The organism is Roseibium sp. MMSF_3412, assembly GCF_030733265.1.
Classification (GTDB): domain Bacteria; phylum Pseudomonadota; class Alphaproteobacteria; order Rhizobiales; family Stappiaceae; genus Roseibium.
The window spans coordinates 21,456-39,065 of the sequence record NZ_JASHJI010000007.1 but is presented as its reverse complement, the minus strand read 5'-3'; the positions used below and the strand labels follow the sequence as shown (position 1 = coordinate 39,065).

Below are 17,610 nucleotides of genomic sequence, written 5' to 3'. Positions count from 1 at the left end.
CTCCGTTGTCCTGAGCAGCAAGATAAATGCGCGTATTGGTAGAGTATTTTTACAAAATACAACCAGAATTTCATTCAATTCCGAATTGTATGAAATGACAATCTTAAACCATCTTTAAGCCCCTTTACTTACTCTAGGTCAATAATATTAAGTCAGTTGCGCCTCACACCGGGAATGACCCACGTGCTTTCACCGACGCAGAAATTACTGGAGGAGACCAGGATCTTCCCGCGCAAGCGTTGCAAGTGGCCTGGAATCCTGAAATTTGAGAATAGCCACCAACCCTGCGTCGTTGAAGACATCAGCGCGGGTGGCTGCCGCATTGCAACCAAGACCAAAGGCCTGAAGCACAACGAGAAAATCGTGCTTGAGGTGGAAAGCAAGAAGCTGCGTTTTCACGGCGAAGTCCGATGGATACGGACCGACGAGGCCGGAATCGAATTCCTATACCAGGACTGACCGGCAATCTCGCGGGTAAAGCAACGGAACCTGCGCAAGATTTGGTCTTATTTGCCCGTTTTTGAATTGGAACTCCTCCCGGCCGATGCGCTAGACTGGCGCGCGAATCCTTGAGCCGTCGCACGTGCCGGAGCAGCGCCAGACAGTGTCAGCAGCCCCAGAAAACCAGTTTCATTCCGACCTCTACGGTGGCCGGCTCACGATCGACGTTGACGCCATTTCACGAAATTGGCGCGTTCTCAGGGAAAAGCTGGGTGGCAAGAGCGAATGCGCGGCGGCCATCAAGGCCGACGCCTACGGCACGGGTCAGAAAGAAGTCGGTCGGGCGCTGTTCGCGGCGGGCTGCCGGACATTCTTCGTCGCCGTTCCCACCGAAGCGATCGCACTCAGGCAGGTTTTGCCGGAGGCCGTTATCTACGCCCTGAACGGTCTTCTGCCCGGGACGAGCGGACCGTATCTGGAGCACAATATCCGCCCGGTGCTCGGCTCTCTTGCCGAACTGGAAGACTGGATCGCGCTCTGCAAGTCATCAGGCAGATCCCTTGATGCAGCGGTGCATGTGGACACGGGGATACACCGGCTCGGATTGTCTCCGGAAGAATTCTCCCAAACGCTTGGCGATGCCGGCATGATGGGTCCGTTCGTGCCATCGCTTCTGATGAGTCATCTGGCCTGTGGTTCAACACCGTCCCATGCGATGAACCGGCGTCAGCTCGATCTCTTTCGCGAAGTCACCGCCCCCCATGCCCATCTGCGGCGCTCGCTTGCAAATTCGGCAGGTGTTCTCATGGGAGAAGACTATCATTTCGATCTGGTGCGGCCCGGTATTTCGCTTTATGGCGGCCAGGCGATCGACGACGACCCGAACCCGATGACCCCTGTGGCAAAAGTCGAGGCGCGTATCATGATTGTGCGCGACGTCCCGGAGGGCGACACGATCGGGTATGGGGCCATGCACACGGCCAAACGCCCGCTCAGGAACGCCGTGGTTGCGGCCGGATATGCCGACGGGATGCTGCGCCGGGCCGGTTCGACGGACGAAAGGCCGGGTGGATTTGCCATGATTTCGGGGCACAGGGCTCCCATACTCGGCCGCATCTCCATGGACATGATCACACTGGATGTCACCGACATCCCCGAACATCTGCTCGAACGCGGTACATATGTGGAAATGCTGGGTCCGAATGTTGCAGCAGCGGACCTTGCAGCTTATGCGGAGACGATCGACTACGAGTACCTGACAAGCCTCGGGCGGCGTTTTGAGCGCGTCTACGGCCCCCTCACCTGATTGGAGTTTGCATGGCCCGGCGGTCCACATCCTTTGTCTGCCAGTCCTGCGGCGCAGTCACTGCTAAATGGGTTGGCCGCTGCGAATCCTGCGGCGAATGGAACACCATTGTCGAAGAACAGTCCGGCGGCGGGATCGGCGGCGGACCCGCGCGCGCCGCGCGCAGCAAGGGACGCGTCGTGCCGCTTGTCGGCCTTTCCGGAGACACCAAGGAAGCGCCCCGGATCAAGACCAATGTCGCGGAACTGGACCGGGTGACGGGCGGAGGCTTTGTTCGCGGATCCGCCCTGCTGGTAGGTGGAGACCCGGGCATCGGAAAATCGACGCTGCTGGTCCAGGCGGCGGCGCAGCTTGCCCATCTCGGTCACAAGACTGTCTATATCTCGGGCGAAGAGGCGATTGGCCAGGTGCGTCTGCGCGCCGAACGCCTCGGCCTGTCCGATGCTCCGGTGGCGCTGGCGGCAGAGACCAGCGTTGAAGACATTCTCGCAACGCTGGAGGTGGACAAGGCGCCCGCAATGCTGATCCTCGATTCCGTTCAAACCCTGTGGACCGACCAGGTGGAATCCCCGCCCGGAACGGTGACCCAGGTCCGCGCCTCGGCGCAGGCCATGGTCCGTTACGCCAAGAAAAACGGAACGACACTGGTGCTTGTCGGCCACGTCACAAAGGACGGCCAGATCGCCGGTCCGCGCGTGGTCGAACACATGGTTGACGCCGTGCTTTATTTCGAGGGTGACGGAGCACACCAGTACCGCATCCTTCGCTCGGTCAAGAACCGCTTTGGGGCAACCGACGAAATCGGCGTCTTTGAAATGACCGGAAAGGGCCTCGTCGAGGTCGCCAATCCATCGGCCCTGTTTCTTGGCGACCGGACCACATCAGCCCCCGGCGCGGCGGTCTTTGCCGGACTGGAAGGGTCCCGGCCTCTTCTCATTGAAATCCAGGCGCTCGTGGCCCAGTCCTCGCTCGGCACGCCGCGGCGGGCCGTGATCGGATGGGACAATGCGCGTCTGTCGATGATCCTCGCCGTGCTCGAGGCGCGGTGCGGCGTCCGCTTTTCGCAGCACGATGTCTACCTCAATGTGGCAGGCGGCCTCAAAATCAACGAACCCGGGGCCGATCTTGCGGTCGCCGCCGCCCTGATATCATCACTCAGCGGGCTTGCCCTTCCGGCCAATTGCGTCTATTTCGGCGAGGTCAGCTTATCGGGAGCCATCCGGCCTGTGGCCCAGGCCCAGTCAAGGCTCAAGGAAGCGGAGAAACTCGGCTTCGACCAGGCGATCTGTCCGGAAGGCAACCTGAAGGACGGTGCCGGGTCGCCGTTCAAGGCAACAGGCCTTGCGGAACTTGGGGACTTTGTTGCCAAACTGTCCGCTGAGGCTGGTGCGTCGGGGGGCACTTGACGCAAAATGCCGGGCGGATCGGGATTGAGATTGAAGCGCATGTGAGCGCCAGACAAAGGGACTTTTCAGGAACATGCCGATAACCATTCTGGACGGACTGCTCTTGGCCATCATGTTCATTTCGGCGGTTCTTGCGATGATCCGCGGTTTTGTCCGGGAAGTCCTGTCGATCGTGTCCTGGGTCGCCGCCGCGGCTGCGGCATTTCTGCTCTACGAGCGGGTCTTGCCATATGTGAAACCATACATACCTCAGGAACTGGTCGCTGCCGGCGTTTCCGCAGCCGCCGTCTTCCTGGTGACGCTGGTGATTGTCAGCTACATCACCATGCGGATTTCCGATTTCGTTCTGGACAGCCGGATCGGAGCGCTTGATCGCACCCTCGGTTTTGTGTTCGGAGCCGTGCGCGGACTTCTGCTGGTCGTGGTCGCCATGATGTTCTTCAACTGGTTCGTTCAACCGGATCAGCAGCCGGAATGGGTCCTTGACGCGAAGTCGCGGCCAATCCTGCTTTCGATCGGCGAACGTCTGGTTTCGGTGCTGCCGGAAGATCCGGAGAAGGCAATACTGGACCGGATCCGGGATGCCGACCTGACCGGCAGCGGTGCCGGCGCACAGTCGGAAGAACCGGAATACAGCGACGCAGAACGTCAGGGGCTGGACCAGCTGACGAGCGATAACAATTGACGCCCGAAGAGGCGCATACCGAAATGTGACATGTCCCGCCGCCGCCTTTCCGCGTGCTGGACGACAATGCTGCTTTCGCGCTGATAGCGAAGCAATCAACTTCCCGGGCTGGTGCTATGGGCCAGTCAACAAGAGGAGTGTTCGCCATGATCGGCGGAACCGAAGTGCATGATCTTTTGGACGGTGACACACTTCGAGAAGAGTGTGGCGTGTTCGGAATCCTCGGACATGAAGATGCCAGCGCATTGACGGCTCTCGGGCTGCATGCGCTTCAGCACCGCGGCCAGGAGGCGGCGGGCATCGTCACCTTCGACAATGAGCAGTTCCGGGCGGAACGTCATCTGGGGCTTGTCGGCGACCATTTCTCGGATGCCGAGACGATTGGCCGGCTGACGGGCCGCGCGGCGATCGGCCATGTCCGTTACTCCACGACCGGCGAGACAATCCTGCGGAACGTGCAGCCGCTCTTTGCCGAGCTGGACGGCGGCGGGATCGCGGTCTGCCACAACGGCAATTTCACCAACGCCCTCACCCTCAGACAACAGCTGATCCGCGATGGAGCGATCTGCCAGTCGACATCGGATTCCGAAGTTGTCCTGCAGCTGGTTGCCCGTTCCCGCAAAGCCAAGATCGTTGAGCGGTTCATGGAAGCCATCATGCAGATGGAAGGCGCATACTCGCTCGTGGCGCTGACGTCCAAGAAGCTGATCGGTGCGCGTGACCCGCTTGGCATCCGCCCGCTGGTCCTCGGGGACCTGAACGGCGCTCCCATCCTGGCATCCGAAACCTGCGCTCTCGACATCATCGGTGCAAAGTTCATCCGGGAAGTGGAAAACGGCGAAGTGATCGTTTGCACCTCGACCGGCATTCAGTCCTATTTCCCGTTCGGAAAGCAGACCGCACGGCCCTGCATTTTCGAATACATCTATTTCTCGCGGCCGGACTCGATCGTCGGCGGACGCAGTGTCTATGACGTCAGGCGCGAGATGGGCAAACAGCTTGCCCGCGAAACCAGCGTCGATGCGGACGTGATCGTACCGGTTCCGGACAGCGGTGTCCCGGCGGCGATCGGCTTCAGCCAGGAAAGCGGCGTTCCCTTCGAACTCGGGATTATCCGCAATCACTATGTCGGCCGGACCTTCATCGAACCGACGCAGCAGATCCGGGCCCTTGGCGTCAAGATGAAGCACTCCGCGAACAGGGCGCAGATCGAGGGCAAACGTGTCGTGCTTGTCGACGACAGCCTCGTGCGCGGCACGACATCGGTGAAGATCGTCCAGATGATCCGGGAAGCCGGAGCCAAGGAAGTTCATTTCCGCCTCGCAAGCCCACCGATCCGGTACTCGGACTATTACGGCATCGACACGCCCGTGCGCGAAAAGCTCCTTGCCGCCAAATACAGCCTGGAAGAAATGCGGGCCTATATCGGGGCCGACAGCCTGGCGTTTCTTTCCGTTGACGGCATTTACAAGTCGATGGGCTATGACGGGCGAGATGACGCAAGCCCGCAGTTCACGGACCATTGTTTTACCGGTGACTACCCGACGCCCCTGACAGACCTGTCGGAAGACAACGACTTCGTCAGTGCACCGCGTCTGGTCGAGGTCGGCTAAGAGACCAGAATATGACGAATGATCTTGAAGGCCGGATCGCGGTGGTGACCGGCGCCTCGCGCGGCATTGGCTATCAGCTTGCGAAACTGCTCGGAGCGCGCGGCGCGCATGTCATCGCCCTCGCCCGCACCGTCGGAGGATTGGAGGATCTCGACGACGAGATCAAGGCCGCTGGTGGCCAGACGACGCTTGTGCCTGTGGACCTGACCGATTTCGATGCACTCGACCGCTTGGGTGCAGCCATTTTCGAACGCTGGAAGAAGCTCGACATTCTGGTCGGCAATGCAGGCATGCTCGGCGTATTGTCGCCCCTCGGGCACATCAGCCCGAAGGACTTTGAAAAAGTGATGGCGGTGAACGTGACCGCCAACTGGCGCCTGATCCGCTCGCTCGATCCGCTGCTGCGTCAGTCCGATGCCGGGCGCGCGCTGTTTTTGACGTCGGTACAGTCCCAGACCCGCACCGCCTTCTGGGGGCTCCAGTCCATCAGCAAGGCCGCCGTCGAGGCGATGGCGAAAACCTGGGCAAATGAGAGCCTGCAGACAAACATGAAGATCAACCTGGTTGATCCCGGACCGACCCGTACCGGTCTGCGCGCAAAGGCGATGCCGGGCGAAACGCCGGAGAACCTGCCGTCACCGGCCGAGGTCGCAAGCGAAATCGTGGATCTTGTTTCGCCGGACGTTTACCGGACCGGTGAAGTCTTCGACCGCGTCAGCGGCGAGTGGCTTAGCTGACCCGCTTGCGGGCGGATGGCCCGCTCTCATTGCGAAGTGAACAGTCCCGAGCTTGCAACTCCTCTTTGCATTTGAAACCATGCCTGTTGTCCACTCAGCGGCAAAGGAGGCCGTTTCATGCAACTCGGTGCGTTTTCAATCAGCCTTGCGGTCAAGGACCTTCAGAAATCGAAGGCCTTTTATGAAGGGCTCGGATTTTCGGATCTGGGTGGCTCGGGATCAGATGGCTGGGCCATCCTGAAAAACGGCGACACCGTCATCGGCCTGTTTCAGTGCATGTTTGAGAAAAACATGCTGACCTTCAATCCCGGTTGGGACCAGAGCGCGCAGACACTTGACGACTATCAGGATATCCGCGCTCTGCAGAAAGAGCTCAAGGCAAAGGGCTACGTCTTTCAGGCGGAAGCGGATGAAACATCAAGCGGTCCGGCCAGTTTCATGCTGATCGACCCGGACGGCAATCCGGTTCTTGTCGACCAGCACATCTAGAATTTTTTATTCGGCCGCCTCCAGCGGTGCGAAGGAGCTGTCGGCGATTTCTTTCAGGTCGCCGTATACGCCCGGTGAGCCGACAACAATGCGCGCGCCGTGATAGAGCGCGTGGTTGACATCCTGATCCATGACGACGCCGCCCGCTTCCCTGATCAGCAGCATGCCGGCCAGGCAGTCCCAGGCATTCATGTGAGATTCGACATAGCCGATCAGACGGCCAGACGCGGTGTAGGCAAGCATGAGGCCGCCGGACGCATTGCGGAAGAAAACGCCACCCTTGGAGACCAGCGCGCCGACAACATTGACCGCATCGGTTATGGCTGTCCGGCCATTGAAGCCGACACCGACCGATCCGACCGCCAGGCTGTCGCTGTCAGAAACGCTGATTGCCTTGCCGTTCAAGAACGCGCCCTGGCCTGCTCCGGCGGTGAATGTTTCACCCGCGACCGGATCATGGATGACACCGACGATCACCTGTCCCTGGTGCACACACGCAATGATGACGCACCACTGAGGTATTCCGGTGACGAAGTTTGCGGTTCCGTCAATCGGATCCGTAACCCAGGTGTAGCCGGATGCGCCCTCTTCCATGCCGTGTTCTTCGCCGAGAATTCCGTCTTCGGGATAGGCAGCACCAAGCTCCTCGCGGATCAGCGTCTCCACGTTCCTGTCAGCTTCCGAAACCAGATCCTGGTGTCCCTTCTGGGTAATCGTCAGCGTGTCCAGCTTTCGAAAATATTCCAGACCGAGTTTACCCGCCTTGATCGCAAGGCTTTCGGCAAAAGCAAGTCGTTCGGAAATCATCAAAAAGCTCCTTCACTATCTCTTTCAAACAAACAAGGGAAACACACTCATCGCAGCTGCAGGCCGGACGCACTGTCAGCTACTGGATCTTTCGTTTCTTTTTGGGCGCATAAGGGTTCTCGCCCTTGCGATACGCAAGGCGAACAGGCGTGCCCTTGATATCGAAGGCTTCCCGCAACGAATTGACCAGATAGCGGGTGTAGCTTTCCGGAAGCTGTTCGGGGCGCGAGCAGAAAACCACAAAATGTGGCGGCCGCGTCTTGGGCTGCGTCATGTAACGCAGGCGAATGCGCCGCCCGGCCACGGCCGGAGGCGGATGCGTTGCCGTGACCTTGTCGAGCCAGCGGTTCAGCTTCGCAGTGGACACATGCGCGTTCCAGGCTTCGTAGGCCGAGAAGACGGTCTCAACAAGACGTTCGACACCCTGCCCCTGAATACCGGAAAGCGTAACGATCTGGACGCCTCTGATCTGGTTGAAGTAGCGTTCATTCGCGTCGCGGATCTTTTTCCAGGCTGCTTCGCGATCCTCGATCAAATCCCACTTGTTGACCGCGATCACGAGCGCGCGGCCCTCGCGCGCGACCAGATCAATGATCTGCAGGTCCTGTTTTTCAAACGACATCGTGGCATCGAGCGTGACGACGACCACTTCGGCGAACTTGATCGCGCGCAAGGCGTCGGCGACAGATAGCTTTTCCAGTTTTTCCTGAACGCGCGCCTTCTTTCGGATCCCCGCGGTGTCGAACAGCTTGATGTGCCGATCGCGCCAGGTCCAGTCGACGGAAATGGAGTCACGCGTGATGCCCGCTTCAGGACCGGTCAGCATCCGGTCCTCGCCGACCATCTTGTTGATCAGGGTCGACTTGCCCGCATTCGGCCTGCCGACAATGGCGACCCTCAGGGGACGCTCGGCCGTGCCGACCGGGTCTTCTTCGTCGATAAGCTCGCCGTCTTCGTTCACGTCGACATTGGTAACGGCTTCCTCGCGGCGAGCCTCTTCTTCTTCGGTTACACGGTCGACATGCGGCTTCAACGCGTCATAGAGATCGGCGAGGCCTTCGCCGTGTTCCGCCGAAATCGCAATCGGCTCGCCGAGCCCGAGGGAATAGGATTCGTAAAGCCCGCTCTCGCCGGCGCGCCCCTCGGCCTTGTTTGCCAACAGGATCACCGGACGCGTCGTTTTCCGCGCGACATCGGCGAAATGCGCATCCAGCGGCGTTACCCCTGCCCGTGCATCGATCAGGAAAAGAACGGCATCGGCCGTATCAATCGCTTCTTCCGTCTGACGGCGCATGCGACCTTCGAGGCTGCTCTTGTCAGCTTCCTCCAGACCGGCCGTGTCGATGATCGTGAAACGGAGATCGCCGAGGCGCGCATCGCCGGGCCGCCGGTCCCGGGTCACGCCAGGGGTATCGTCGACGAGCGCCAGCCGTTTGCCGACCAGACGATTGAACAAGGTGGACTTGCCGACATTCGGCCGTCCGACAATGGCGACAGTTGCGCCCACAGCAGTATCTCCTGACACGCGGGCTTCATGCAGGTCCCAACCCCAAAGCCACGCGAAAACGCGATTTGTCCGCTGGATGGCGGACAAATCGCTTTTTCCTTGAATTCTTGATCGTCACACCCGGTCGCCAATGGCCACGGGTACAACGCCGTTCTAGTTAAATGCAGTGACCCCGTCGTTGCCGCTCAGGACAATGATCCGGCCGCCAGCGACAATCGGCGTCACGTAGACGTCGGCATTGGTTCGCTGGGAGGTCATGATGTTCCCGGTCGTCGCGTCAACGATCGCGATCTGGCCATCGCTGGAAAAGGCGACCAGAGCACCGTTCGCCAGGATGGGTCCCGCCCAGTTGCGGCGCCGCTTTTTCTTTTCAGGGCGCGGAAGCGAGGTTGCCCAGAGCGTTTCGCCGTTTTTCAAATCAAGCGCGACCATCCGGTCGTCAAGATCCACCATGAACATGGCGCTGCCGGACACCACCGGTGTGTGAACACTGCCGAGATCCTGTTCCCAGCGCCTGACGCCGGTGCGGGCCTCAACCGCGACCGTCCGGCCGGCAACCCCCGTTGCGTAGACCATGTTGTCGGCGACAACCGGACTTGCGGACACATCGGCGAGGCCGGACAGAGCCAGGGTTCTGAAACCGCGGGAGACGCTGTCGATCCATTCCGCTTCACCGGACTTGATATCGATGGCCATTATCTCGCCCGACGAGAACGGAACAATCACGCGATTGCCGGAGATGGCCGGATTGGCCACCGACAGCAATCCGGCGGTTTCCTCGATGCCTGCATATGTCCAGGCAACCGCACCGTCGGACTGGGAAAGCGCATAGACCTCGTTCGACTGCGAGACCACGAAAACGTGCCCCGCACCGGCAACCGGAGCGCCACGCGCCGGCGTATCCAGATCCGCGGTCCACAGAACCTGGCCCGAGCCTGCGTCAAGAGCGACCAGTTGCCGGTAGCTGGTGGCTGCGTAAACCACGCCGTCGGCAACGGTCACACCGCCGCCCGGACCGACATCGCGCTCGCCCTCGGGCCGCAGGTTCTGTGTCCAGACCCGGCCGCCAGCGGTCGACAGCGCGACGACTTCACCATTGGGTTTGTAAACGTAAATCTTGCTGCCATCACTCACGGGCCGGGCCGACAGCCTCAAGGCCGCCGACGTCAGCCCCCGCCCCGACGTGCCGACATTGGAGCGCCAGGAGGTGTTCCCGGAAACCGAAACGGCGACATTTCCAGGGTCGTTGGTCAGACCGCCGCCGCTTGTCGTCCAGCTTTGTCCACCGGTTGCCGGTCCGACCTTGGCGGTCTGGCCGAGGGCCCGGGCTGCGGGATCGGCACCGTCAAAAACGGGCTGACGCTCACCCGGCAGGATCTTTTCGCGCGAGAACGGGTTGATGGAGTCGCCAAACTCGCTCACAGATCCGCAGCCGGTCAGCGCCAGGGAAAGTGCGAATATTCCCAGCAGTGTCCGTCTGCTGGCTGCGCCTGCTGCAAAAATCACTGGTTGCTTCCTTCGCCGACCGTTGCGCTGCCGTCATTGGCGCGGATCACCTCACCGAGAAGCGACGCTCTCCGGTTCACGTCGACCGGCGTTTCCTGATCCTCTTCCAGCGCGGTAATCCAGCGGCTGGCTGTTTCGAAGTCACCGTTTTTCCAGGCACTCAGAGCAAGCAGCTCGCGTGCGGCTGCACGGAACGGACCGGTGTCTCCGGTCAGGCCCTCGACCCGGTCGGCAACAGCCGTGTAATCCTCCAGATCAACGGCGATGTACCCTGCCCGAAGCGCAGCGACATCACGCATCGCCTGCATGAGCGCGGTGTCGCGCGAGAGCGCATCAAACGCATCGAGCGCTTCCTGCGAATTTCCGGAATTTGCCAGATCCGTCGCCCTGCGGAACTTCGCAAGTGCCGGATATCCGCCGACAGAACTCTCCAGTTCGGTGTAGATCTCGGCAGCTTCCTGGTACTGCTGCTGGTCCGACAGCGCGATCGCATCGAAGAACTTGTCCCCTGCGTTCTGCGACTGCGTTTCCTCGTAACCCAGCCAGAAGCGATACCCGGCCGTACCCACGACAATCAGAACCGCGACGCCGATAATCCACAGACCGAACTTGTTCCAAAGCCGGCGGTATTTCTCCTGGCGGATGTCCTCATCGACTTCACGAAAAATATCAGACATGCGTGTCTATTTCCTGCATTTATCTCAGCGGCCCGTTCACGTTATGAGCTACCACCCTGTTTCGAGTGGCGCACATTATCCATTTGATCCGTCTTGGGCAATTCCCTGCACGGGCTTTAAGCCCGCCTTCGTGGCGCAAGTGGGGCAATCCGTCCTGAATTGACAAAAATCCCGAAGGATTTTTGTCGTGTCGCCTACGCGACGGGGACACCGATCAGCAGCACATGCAGCTTCCAGACGAAAAGTCCGTACAAAGCCAAGCCGATGAGAATCACCCAGACATCGGAATATCGACCGGGCTCGCCCCCGGCGGCAGGCCCCTGGCCGGCAAGCGGGCCCCGGCGCTTGACGGAAATACGGTCGAACACCGCCCACACGAAAAAGCCTCCGAACAGCAGGACAGAAGCAAGATCACCGTTCGCCAGGAGATGAGACAATGCCCACAGTTTCACGGCGACGAGCATCGGGTGTTTCAGGGCCTTCTTGATCTTGCAGGGCATGTAGGCTGCGACCAGAAATATGAACACCGGCACCATGAGCAGCATTGTGACATGGCGGAGCCAGACCGGCGGGTCGTAAAGCACGGGTGATCCGTCGAAGCGCGCTTCACCATAGCCGTAGATCGTCAGTGCCAAACCGGCGAATGAAACAAGGCTGAACAAACCTTTGTAGCCGTTCTCGCCCAGCTTTTGCGTGAGGGAGCCGCGGAATGCCGGAAACATCGGCACGACATGAATTCCCAAAAACAACACCAAACCGGCCACAAGCAGAGCCATGCCGTTCTCCCTCATTTTCTGCACCGACCGTAGTCGGCCATTCGCGCGCCGACGGACCATAAGAGGCAGGCGTCCGGCCTGCAACATGGTTCCACGTGCCGGGAGGTTTTTTGCTGTCGGGACCGGAGATCCGTCTTGCCGGCCCTACCAGACCGGCAGTGCCGTTACACTGCTTTCGATTTGCACGCGCCGCAGGTCCCGCGCAACTCGATGGTCATGCGGGCAAGCGTGAAGTCTTGTGCTCCTGCCCAATCGTTCAACCCCTTGAGCGCTTCATCAGGGGTGAATTCGATGACATCGCCGCATTGTTCACAAATGGCAAATGCTGCCGCCCCGTGCGCCGAACACCCCGTGTGCGCGCAAGCGACAAATGCATTCAGGCTTTCAAGTCGATGCACCATGCCGTATTCGACAAGCTTGTCGAGCGCTCTGTAGACCTGAAGGGGGGCTCTGAAACCGTCTTCGCGAAGCAGATCCAGGATCGCATAGGCCGTGAGTGGGCCACCGGCGTCGGAGAGCGAGCCGAAAACCAGTGACTGGTTCTTCGTCAGTTCGGGATGCGCATGAGCGGTCACGTACGGTCTCCTGTTTTTTTCGGAGCGATGTGCGTTGTCATTGATCGGAGCCTTGTCTCATCTTTCTCACGAGTCCGCCTGCCGGGACAAGACTGAGGCCGAAAATTAGCATCGCGGCGACGACAATGGACGGACCGGAAGGCGTATCATAGGTCAAGGAACCGTAGAGCCCCCCGACAACCGAGACTGCACCGATGACGGCCGCCAGGCAGGCCATCTGTTCAGGTGTCGAGGAGATCCTTCGTGCAGCAGCTGCTGGAATGATCAACAGGGCAGTGATCAGCAAGGCCCCGACAATTTTCAGCGAAATAGCGATCACGACAGCCGTGAGCAGCATGAATACCAGCTCCATCTTCTCAGGTTCGAGCCCCTCTCCACCGGCAAGGTCCGGGTTGACCGTCGCGGCAAAAAGCCGTCGCCATACTACAACCAGAACGAAAAGCACGAAAGCTCCACCACCATAGATCATGGCGATATCCGTGCGGGTCACAGCAAGGATGTCTCCAAACAGGAGCCCGAGAAGGTCCACGCGCACCCAGGTCATGAATGCAAGACAAACCAGGCCGAGCGCGAGCGCCGAATGCGACAAAAGCCCCAGCAACGCATCGGAGGAGAGCAATTCGCTTCGGCGCAGCGACAGTAGCAGCAAAGCCAACGCTACCGATGTCGCACCCACGGCCAGTGTCGTGTTGACATCAAACAGGAGCGAGAGCGCGACGCCAAGGAGCGCGGCGTGCGACAACGTATCTCCGAAATAGGCCATGCGCCGCCAGATGACGAAACAGCCAAGCGGCCCGGCAACGAGCGCCACGCCCACACCCGCAACAAGCGCCCGTGTGAAAAAGTCATCCAGCATGGGTTGCTCCGCCCCGAGCCGTTTCGGAGGTGTCCGCTTCTTCGTGATCGTGGCCGTGATGTTCGCCGGAGCAGTCTTCGCACACGCTTCCATCGGCATGCATCACGGATCCGTCGGGAAGATGGACGTGATTGTGCTTGTGCTGATAGACGGCAAGCTCGGCGCTGGCCCTGGCGCCGAAAAGGGCCCGGTACTGTTCGTTGTTGCTGACATCAGACGGGGTGCCGCGGCAGCAGACGTGTCCATTCAGACAGATGACCTGGTCCGCTGCGGCCATAACCACATGCAGGTCGTGGGAAATCATCAGTATGCCGCATCCGAGCGCGTTTCTGATGTCCGAAATGAGCCCGTAGATGGCAATTTCTCCGGCATAGTCGACACCCTGGACAGGTTCGTCCAAAACCAGGAGATCAGGTTTTCGGGCAATCGCCCTTGCCAGCATGACCCGCTGCATTTCTCCGCCGGACAGGGTTCGCATTTCCGAGCGCAGCAAGTGGCTTGCACCGGTCTGCTCAAGAGCCTGGGAACACTCTTCGTCGGTCAATCGGTTTGTCAGGCGCATGAAACGCTGGACCGTAAGGGGCAACGTCCAGTCGATCGCAAGTTTCTGAGGGACGTAGCCGACCTGCAGCCCGGCCTTGCGCCGGCTCGAGCCTTCCGACGGCTTCAAGATACCGAGCGTCATTTTCGCCGTGGTGGACTTGCCCGACCCGTTCGGCCCGATCAGGGTCACGATCTCGCCGGGAGAAACCGACAGGTCGACACCCCTGACAAGCCAGCTGCCGCCCCGTCGCACCCCTGCCCGGTCGAGTTCTACCAATTGTTTTTTTTCAAGGACCATCTGACAAGCCTGTACCGAATACGCCCGGATTTCCAGTATAGAACCGGAGACCGCGTTATATTATTACATAAAACTCAGTCAAGTCAGAACAGGCAGCAGATTGCGCGCGTTAATAAAATTAGACATTCTGGGATGTATAACCAACTCTGCAGTCGGTTTTTCTCAGGATCCGTTCCATGATCTTTCCATGCATTTTGTCCGGCGGTGTCGGCTCTCGTCTCTGGCCTCTCTCGCGCAAGGACCGTCCCAAACAGTTCCTTCCCCTGTTCGAAGGCGAAAGCCTGTTTCAAAAGACCTGCAAAAGGGTGCGGCAGCCAGGCTTTGCCAACCCGATCGTGATCGGAAGCAACACTCACAGGTTCCAGATGGGCGAACAGCTCTCCGACCTGGGCATCGAGGCAACAAGCATCCTGCTCGAGCCGGTTGGCAGGAATACAGCGCCGCCTGCGCTGATGGCAGCGATCATCGCAGCGGAAATCGATCCGGACGCGCTCATTCTCCTGTTGCCTTCGGATCATCTGATCCGCAAGGAAGACGTTTTTCTGAAAACCGTCCGCTCGGCTGAAGACGCCGCCCGCAACGGAGCGATCGTTACCTTCGGCATCACGCCCACCGAGCCGAACACCGGCTACGGTTACATCAAGGTGGCTCCCGGCGACACGGCGGTTCGCGCTGTCGAAAAGTTTGTTGAAAAACCGGATCTTGACCGTGCGAAGGCTTTTCTGGAGGACGGCAGCTATGTCTGGAATGCGGGCATCTTCCTCTACTCTGCGGACACCATGATTACCGCATTCAAAAACCATCAGCCAGACCTCTACCAGGCCGTCAGCGAGGTCATGGAAACGCGGCGCAGCGATCTGGATTTCACCCGGCTCGATGAAGCGCTCTTTGAAAAGCTTGCCGACATTTCCATCGACTACGCCATCATGGAAAAGGCCCGGAACGTGTCCTGTGCCCCTGTCGCGCCCGAATGGGACGATCTGGGCTCCTGGTCCGCCATCTGGACCGTGCTGGACAAGGATGAAGGCGGCAATTCCGGCCTGGGCGATACGCGCTTTCTCGACAGCCGCAATTGCCTGGCTTATTCGCAGCAGGGTCTTGTCTCGGTGATCGGACTTGAAGACGTGATGGTGATCGCGACCAGCGACAGCGTGCTCGTCGCGCACAAGAACAGCGCTCAGGACGTCAAAAAAGTCGTCGATCAGCTGAAAGCCGAAGGCCGCGACGAAGTCGACCGCCACACACGCGCCTACAAACCCTGGGGCTACACGGAACGGATAAATGCGGGCGAGCGGTTTGCGGTCCAATCCATGATGATCAAACCCGCTCAGCGCGTCAGTCTGCAAAGCCATCTGCACCGCACCGAGCACTGGATCGTCGTGTCCGGGACGGTGGAAATCACGATCGACGGCCAGACGCGACTGCTGACCGAAAACCAGTCCGCCTACGTTCCGCTCGGCGCGCGGCACACCCTGCACAATCCGGGCAAGATCCCCGTGCGGATGATCGAGGTGCAGTCGGGAACCTATCTCGCCGAGGACGATATCGTCCGCCATACGGACTGAGCCCTGTCCCGGACAGCCGCGGGGAGTTTGCTTGCAATCGGCGGCAAGGTTATTCAAGACCGTGTCTCAGAGACCGCGCTATCCGGGATGATGTCCAATGCACCATGTTTTTATCTGCGACTACGTCCGAACGCCCATTGGCCGTTATGGCGGCGGACTGTCCGCTGTCAGGGCAGATGACCTCGGCGCCATTCCGATCGAAGCACTCATGGAGCGGAACCAGGACACGGACTGGACGCAACTCGATGATGTCTTTTACGGGTGTGCCAACCAGGCTGGCGAAGACAATCGCAACGTCGCGCGAATGTCGACCCTCCTGGCCGGCCTGCCCGACACCGTGCCCGGCCTTACGCTCAACCGGCTTTGCGGCTCCGGCATGGATGCTGTCATGACCGCAGCCCGGGCGATCAAGGCCGGCGAAATGGACCTTGCCATTGCCGGAGGCGTTGAAAGCATGTCCCGCGCGCCGCTGGTCATGCCAAAAGCCGATACGGCCTTTTCGCGAAAGGCCGAGATTTACGACACCACGATCGGGTGGCGGTTCGTCAACCCGCTTTTGAAACGGCAATACGGTATCGATTCCATGCCCGAAACGGCAGAAAACGTTGCCGAGGATTTCTCCATTTCCCGTGCCGATCAGGATGAATTCGCCTTCAGGAGCCAGCAAAAGACGGAAATCGCCCAGAAAAACGGCCGCCTGGCCGAAGAGATCGTGCCGGTCACGATACCTCAGAGGAAGGGTGATCCGGTCCTGATCACAGCCGACGAACACCCCAGGCACGGCACCACGAGAGAAGCGCTCGGTGCGTTGAAGACGCCCTTCCGGGAAAACGGAACCGTCACTGCCGGAAACGCCTCCGGCGTCAATGATGGCGCTGCCGCGCTGCTGCTTGCTTCGGAAACCGCCGTCGGCAAATACAACCTTTCGCCCATTGCCCGGATCCTGGGCGGCGCGACCGCCGGTGTCCCGCCGCGGATCATGGGCATCGGCCCTGCGCCGGCAACGCGGAAACTCTGCGTGCATCTGGGGCTTTCGGCGGGTGAATTCGATGTGATCGAATTGAACGAGGCGTTCGCGGCGCAGGCAATTGCTGTCATGCGCGACCTCGGGCTACCTGAGGAAAGCGACGCGTTGAACCCGAATGGGGGCGCAATCGCGCTCGGTCATCCGCTCGGCATGTCCGGTGCGCGCATTACGGGTTCCGCCGCACTGGAACTGAAGAAACGCGGCGGCAAGCTCGCCCTTGCAACGATGTGCATCGGGGTCGGTCAAGGCATCGCGCTCGCCCTGGCCTGCGCGTGATGGAAAGCGAAACGCTTTTCTTGCTCCGCTTCCGGTGACGGGCGGTGCGCGGACCGCGCTCGTTTTGAAATGTCTTCGTTGACCTTGTCGAGCCGCTCCGCGAGCCTTTCAAAAACAAGAGAAGGCATCCGCATTGCGGCAACATACAAGGTGACGAATTCATCGTAGGCGGCGCCCCAATGGAAGCCGCGCAACTCCCGATAGGCGGCAGTTGCCAGCCCTTCAACCTCCCGCGCATCTTCCACCATGGAGCGAACCATGCTCTCCGTGCGCTCAGGGCTGGTTGCAACCCAGACGGCTGCAAACAGAGAAAAGCAAGCAAATACAATTATATGGAAATTCCGAAAAAAGAACCGCATCACAACCCCAGGCTTTAATTAACAAAATATTAAGCTCTTGCGGTGGTATGCGATACACGCGAAACAGGCAATACGAATTGCTCAGTTTTAAGTTGTATTTTAAATGGTAAGGTTAATCTGGTTCCGCCGGAAACCGGAACGGCGAGAGCGTCCTGACGCAC

18 protein-coding genes are annotated in these 17,610 nt (G+C 59.8%); 9 read left to right on the top strand and 9 right to left on the bottom strand.

What is annotated here, in order from left to right; genetic code table 11:
• Nucleotides 1-174 precede the first annotated feature (174 nt).
• The 7 genes from RBB49_RS28415 to RBB49_RS14020 all read left to right on the top strand — a co-directional run bounded on the left by RBB49_RS28415 (nt 175) and on the right by RBB49_RS14020 (nt 6,677).
• Nucleotides 175-459: a PilZ domain-containing protein gene (locus tag RBB49_RS28415; RefSeq protein ID WP_369293626.1), complete on the top strand. Its 285-nt coding sequence runs from the start codon at nt 175-177 to the stop codon at nt 457-459.
• A gap of 145 nt (nt 460-604) precedes the next feature.
• The gene (gene alr / locus RBB49_RS14045; protein WP_306143468.1) at nt 605-1,747 is read left to right on the top strand and encodes an alanine racemase; all 1,143 of its coding nucleotides are present in this window, start codon (nt 605-607) and stop codon (nt 1,745-1,747) included.
• Nucleotides 1,748-1,758: 11 nt separating this feature from the next.
• Nucleotides 1,759-3,153, top strand: coding sequence for a DNA repair protein RadA (radA, locus tag RBB49_RS14040; protein WP_306143467.1), 1,395 nt, complete (start codon nt 1,759-1,761; stop codon nt 3,151-3,153).
• Nucleotides 3,154-3,226: 73 nt separating this feature from the next.
• A complete protein-coding gene (locus RBB49_RS14035; RefSeq protein ID WP_306143466.1) occupies nt 3,227-3,838 on the top strand; it encodes a CvpA family protein in 612 nt (203 codons plus the stop codon).
• Nucleotides 3,839-3,984: 146 nt separating this feature from the next.
• Nucleotides 3,985-5,451 carry an amidophosphoribosyltransferase gene (gene purF / locus RBB49_RS14030; protein ID WP_306143465.1) on the top strand — a complete coding sequence of 489 codons (1,467 nt, stop codon included), beginning with the start codon at nt 3,985-3,987 and terminating at the stop codon, nt 5,449-5,451.
• An 11-nt stretch (nt 5,452-5,462) separates the two neighbouring features.
• Entirely contained in the window at nt 5,463-6,188 is a 726-nt protein-coding gene (locus tag RBB49_RS14025; protein WP_306143464.1) for an SDR family NAD(P)-dependent oxidoreductase, read from the top strand.
• A gap of 117 nt (nt 6,189-6,305) precedes the next feature.
• Entirely contained in the window at nt 6,306-6,677 is a 372-nt protein-coding gene (locus tag RBB49_RS14020; RefSeq protein WP_306143463.1) for a VOC family protein, read from the top strand.
• A gap of 6 nt (nt 6,678-6,683) precedes the next feature.
• Here the strand turns inward: RBB49_RS14020 and RBB49_RS14015 are convergent, their stop codons facing one another.
• From RBB49_RS14015 to RBB49_RS13980, 8 genes are all read right to left on the bottom strand, one after another.
• Complete coding sequence (locus RBB49_RS14015) at nt 6,684-7,484, bottom strand: inositol monophosphatase (protein WP_306143462.1); 801 nt, start codon at nt 7,482-7,484, stop codon at nt 6,684-6,686.
• 79 nt (nt 7,485-7,563) lie between these two features.
• Nucleotides 7,564-8,991, bottom strand: a complete 1,428-nt coding sequence (gene der, locus RBB49_RS14010) for a ribosome biogenesis GTPase Der (protein ID WP_306143461.1) — start codon at nt 8,989-8,991, stop codon at nt 7,564-7,566.
• A gap of 153 nt (nt 8,992-9,144) precedes the next feature.
• On the bottom strand, nt 9,145-10,497 hold the full coding sequence (locus RBB49_RS14005) for a PQQ-binding-like beta-propeller repeat protein (protein ID WP_306143460.1): 1,353 nt from the start codon (nt 10,495-10,497) through the stop codon (nt 9,145-9,147).
• Nucleotides 10,494-11,174: a tetratricopeptide repeat protein gene (locus RBB49_RS14000; protein ID WP_306143459.1), complete on the bottom strand. Its 681-nt coding sequence runs from the start codon at nt 11,172-11,174 to the stop codon at nt 10,494-10,496. Before RBB49_RS14000 ends, RBB49_RS14005 begins: the two co-directional genes overlap by 4 nt.
• A gap of 194 nt (nt 11,175-11,368) precedes the next feature.
• The gene (locus RBB49_RS13995; RefSeq protein ID WP_306143458.1) at nt 11,369-11,950 is read right to left on the bottom strand and encodes an NnrU family protein; all 582 of its coding nucleotides are present in this window, start codon (nt 11,948-11,950) and stop codon (nt 11,369-11,371) included.
• A 164-nt stretch (nt 11,951-12,114) separates the two neighbouring features.
• Nucleotides 12,115-12,525, bottom strand: a complete 411-nt coding sequence (locus tag RBB49_RS13990) for a Fur family transcriptional regulator (RefSeq protein WP_306143457.1) — start codon at nt 12,523-12,525, stop codon at nt 12,115-12,117.
• A gap of 37 nt (nt 12,526-12,562) precedes the next feature.
• A complete protein-coding gene (locus RBB49_RS13985) occupies nt 12,563-13,381 on the bottom strand; it encodes a metal ABC transporter permease (protein WP_306143456.1) in 819 nt (272 codons plus the stop codon).
• Complete coding sequence (locus tag RBB49_RS13980; protein WP_306143455.1) at nt 13,371-14,222, bottom strand: metal ABC transporter ATP-binding protein; 852 nt, start codon at nt 14,220-14,222, stop codon at nt 13,371-13,373. Before RBB49_RS13980 ends, RBB49_RS13985 begins: the two co-directional genes overlap by 11 nt.
• A gap of 176 nt (nt 14,223-14,398) precedes the next feature.
• Between RBB49_RS13980 and RBB49_RS13975 the strand changes: the two genes are divergently transcribed.
• Together RBB49_RS13975 and pcaF are read left to right on the top strand one after the other, a co-directional pair.
• Nucleotides 14,399-15,787 (top strand): mannose-1-phosphate guanylyltransferase/mannose-6-phosphate isomerase, encoded by a 1,389-nt coding sequence (locus tag RBB49_RS13975; RefSeq protein WP_306143454.1) that lies wholly within the window; start codon nt 14,399-14,401, stop codon nt 15,785-15,787.
• Between the two features lie 97 nt (nt 15,788-15,884).
• Complete coding sequence (gene pcaF, locus RBB49_RS13970) at nt 15,885-17,090, top strand: 3-oxoadipyl-CoA thiolase (RefSeq protein ID WP_306143453.1); 1,206 nt, start codon at nt 15,885-15,887, stop codon at nt 17,088-17,090.
• Here the strand turns inward: pcaF and RBB49_RS13965 are convergent.
• Nucleotides 17,057-17,350 carry a hypothetical protein gene (locus tag RBB49_RS13965; RefSeq protein WP_306143452.1) on the bottom strand — a complete coding sequence of 98 codons (294 nt, stop codon included), beginning with the start codon at nt 17,348-17,350 and terminating at the stop codon, nt 17,057-17,059. The two genes, pcaF and RBB49_RS13965, sit on opposite strands and share 34 nt — an antisense overlap.
• Between the last annotated feature and the right edge of the window lie 260 nt (nt 17,351-17,610).

Excerpts from the sequence above, each read along its gene's own strand:
- RBB49_RS13975 (WP_306143454.1), top strand. The coding sequence starts at position 14,399 with ATGATCTTTCCATGCATTTTGTCCGGCGGTGTCGGCTCTCGTCTCTGG.
- purF (WP_306143465.1), top strand. The coding sequence starts at position 3,985 with ATGATCGGCGGAACCGAAGTGCATGATCTTTTGGACGGTGACACACTT.
- RBB49_RS13985 (WP_306143456.1), bottom strand. The coding sequence starts at position 13,381 with ATGCTGGATGACTTTTTCACACGGGCGCTTGTTGCGGGTGTGGGCGTG.
- pcaF (WP_306143453.1), top strand. The coding sequence starts at position 15,885 with ATGCACCATGTTTTTATCTGCGACTACGTCCGAACGCCCATTGGCCGT.
- RBB49_RS14035 (WP_306143466.1), top strand. The coding sequence starts at position 3,227 with ATGCCGATAACCATTCTGGACGGACTGCTCTTGGCCATCATGTTCATT.
- RBB49_RS13965 (WP_306143452.1), bottom strand. The coding sequence starts at position 17,350 with ATGGTTCGCTCCATGGTGGAAGATGCGCGGGAGGTTGAAGGGCTGGCA.
- RBB49_RS28415 (WP_369293626.1), top strand. The coding sequence starts at position 175 with ATGACCCACGTGCTTTCACCGACGCAGAAATTACTGGAGGAGACCAGG.
- RBB49_RS13980 (WP_306143455.1), bottom strand. The coding sequence starts at position 14,222 with ATGGTCCTTGAAAAAAAACAATTGGTAGAACTCGACCGGGCAGGGGTG.
- RBB49_RS14000 (WP_306143459.1), bottom strand. The coding sequence starts at position 11,174 with ATGTCTGATATTTTTCGTGAAGTCGATGAGGACATCCGCCAGGAGAAA.
- radA (WP_306143467.1), top strand. The coding sequence starts at position 1,759 with ATGGCCCGGCGGTCCACATCCTTTGTCTGCCAGTCCTGCGGCGCAGTC.
- RBB49_RS14020 (WP_306143463.1), top strand. The coding sequence starts at position 6,306 with ATGCAACTCGGTGCGTTTTCAATCAGCCTTGCGGTCAAGGACCTTCAG.
- RBB49_RS14015 (WP_306143462.1), bottom strand. The coding sequence starts at position 7,484 with ATGATTTCCGAACGACTTGCTTTTGCCGAAAGCCTTGCGATCAAGGCG.
- RBB49_RS13995 (WP_306143458.1), bottom strand. The coding sequence starts at position 11,950 with ATGGCTCTGCTTGTGGCCGGTTTGGTGTTGTTTTTGGGAATTCATGTC.
- RBB49_RS14025 (WP_306143464.1), top strand. The coding sequence starts at position 5,463 with ATGACGAATGATCTTGAAGGCCGGATCGCGGTGGTGACCGGCGCCTCG.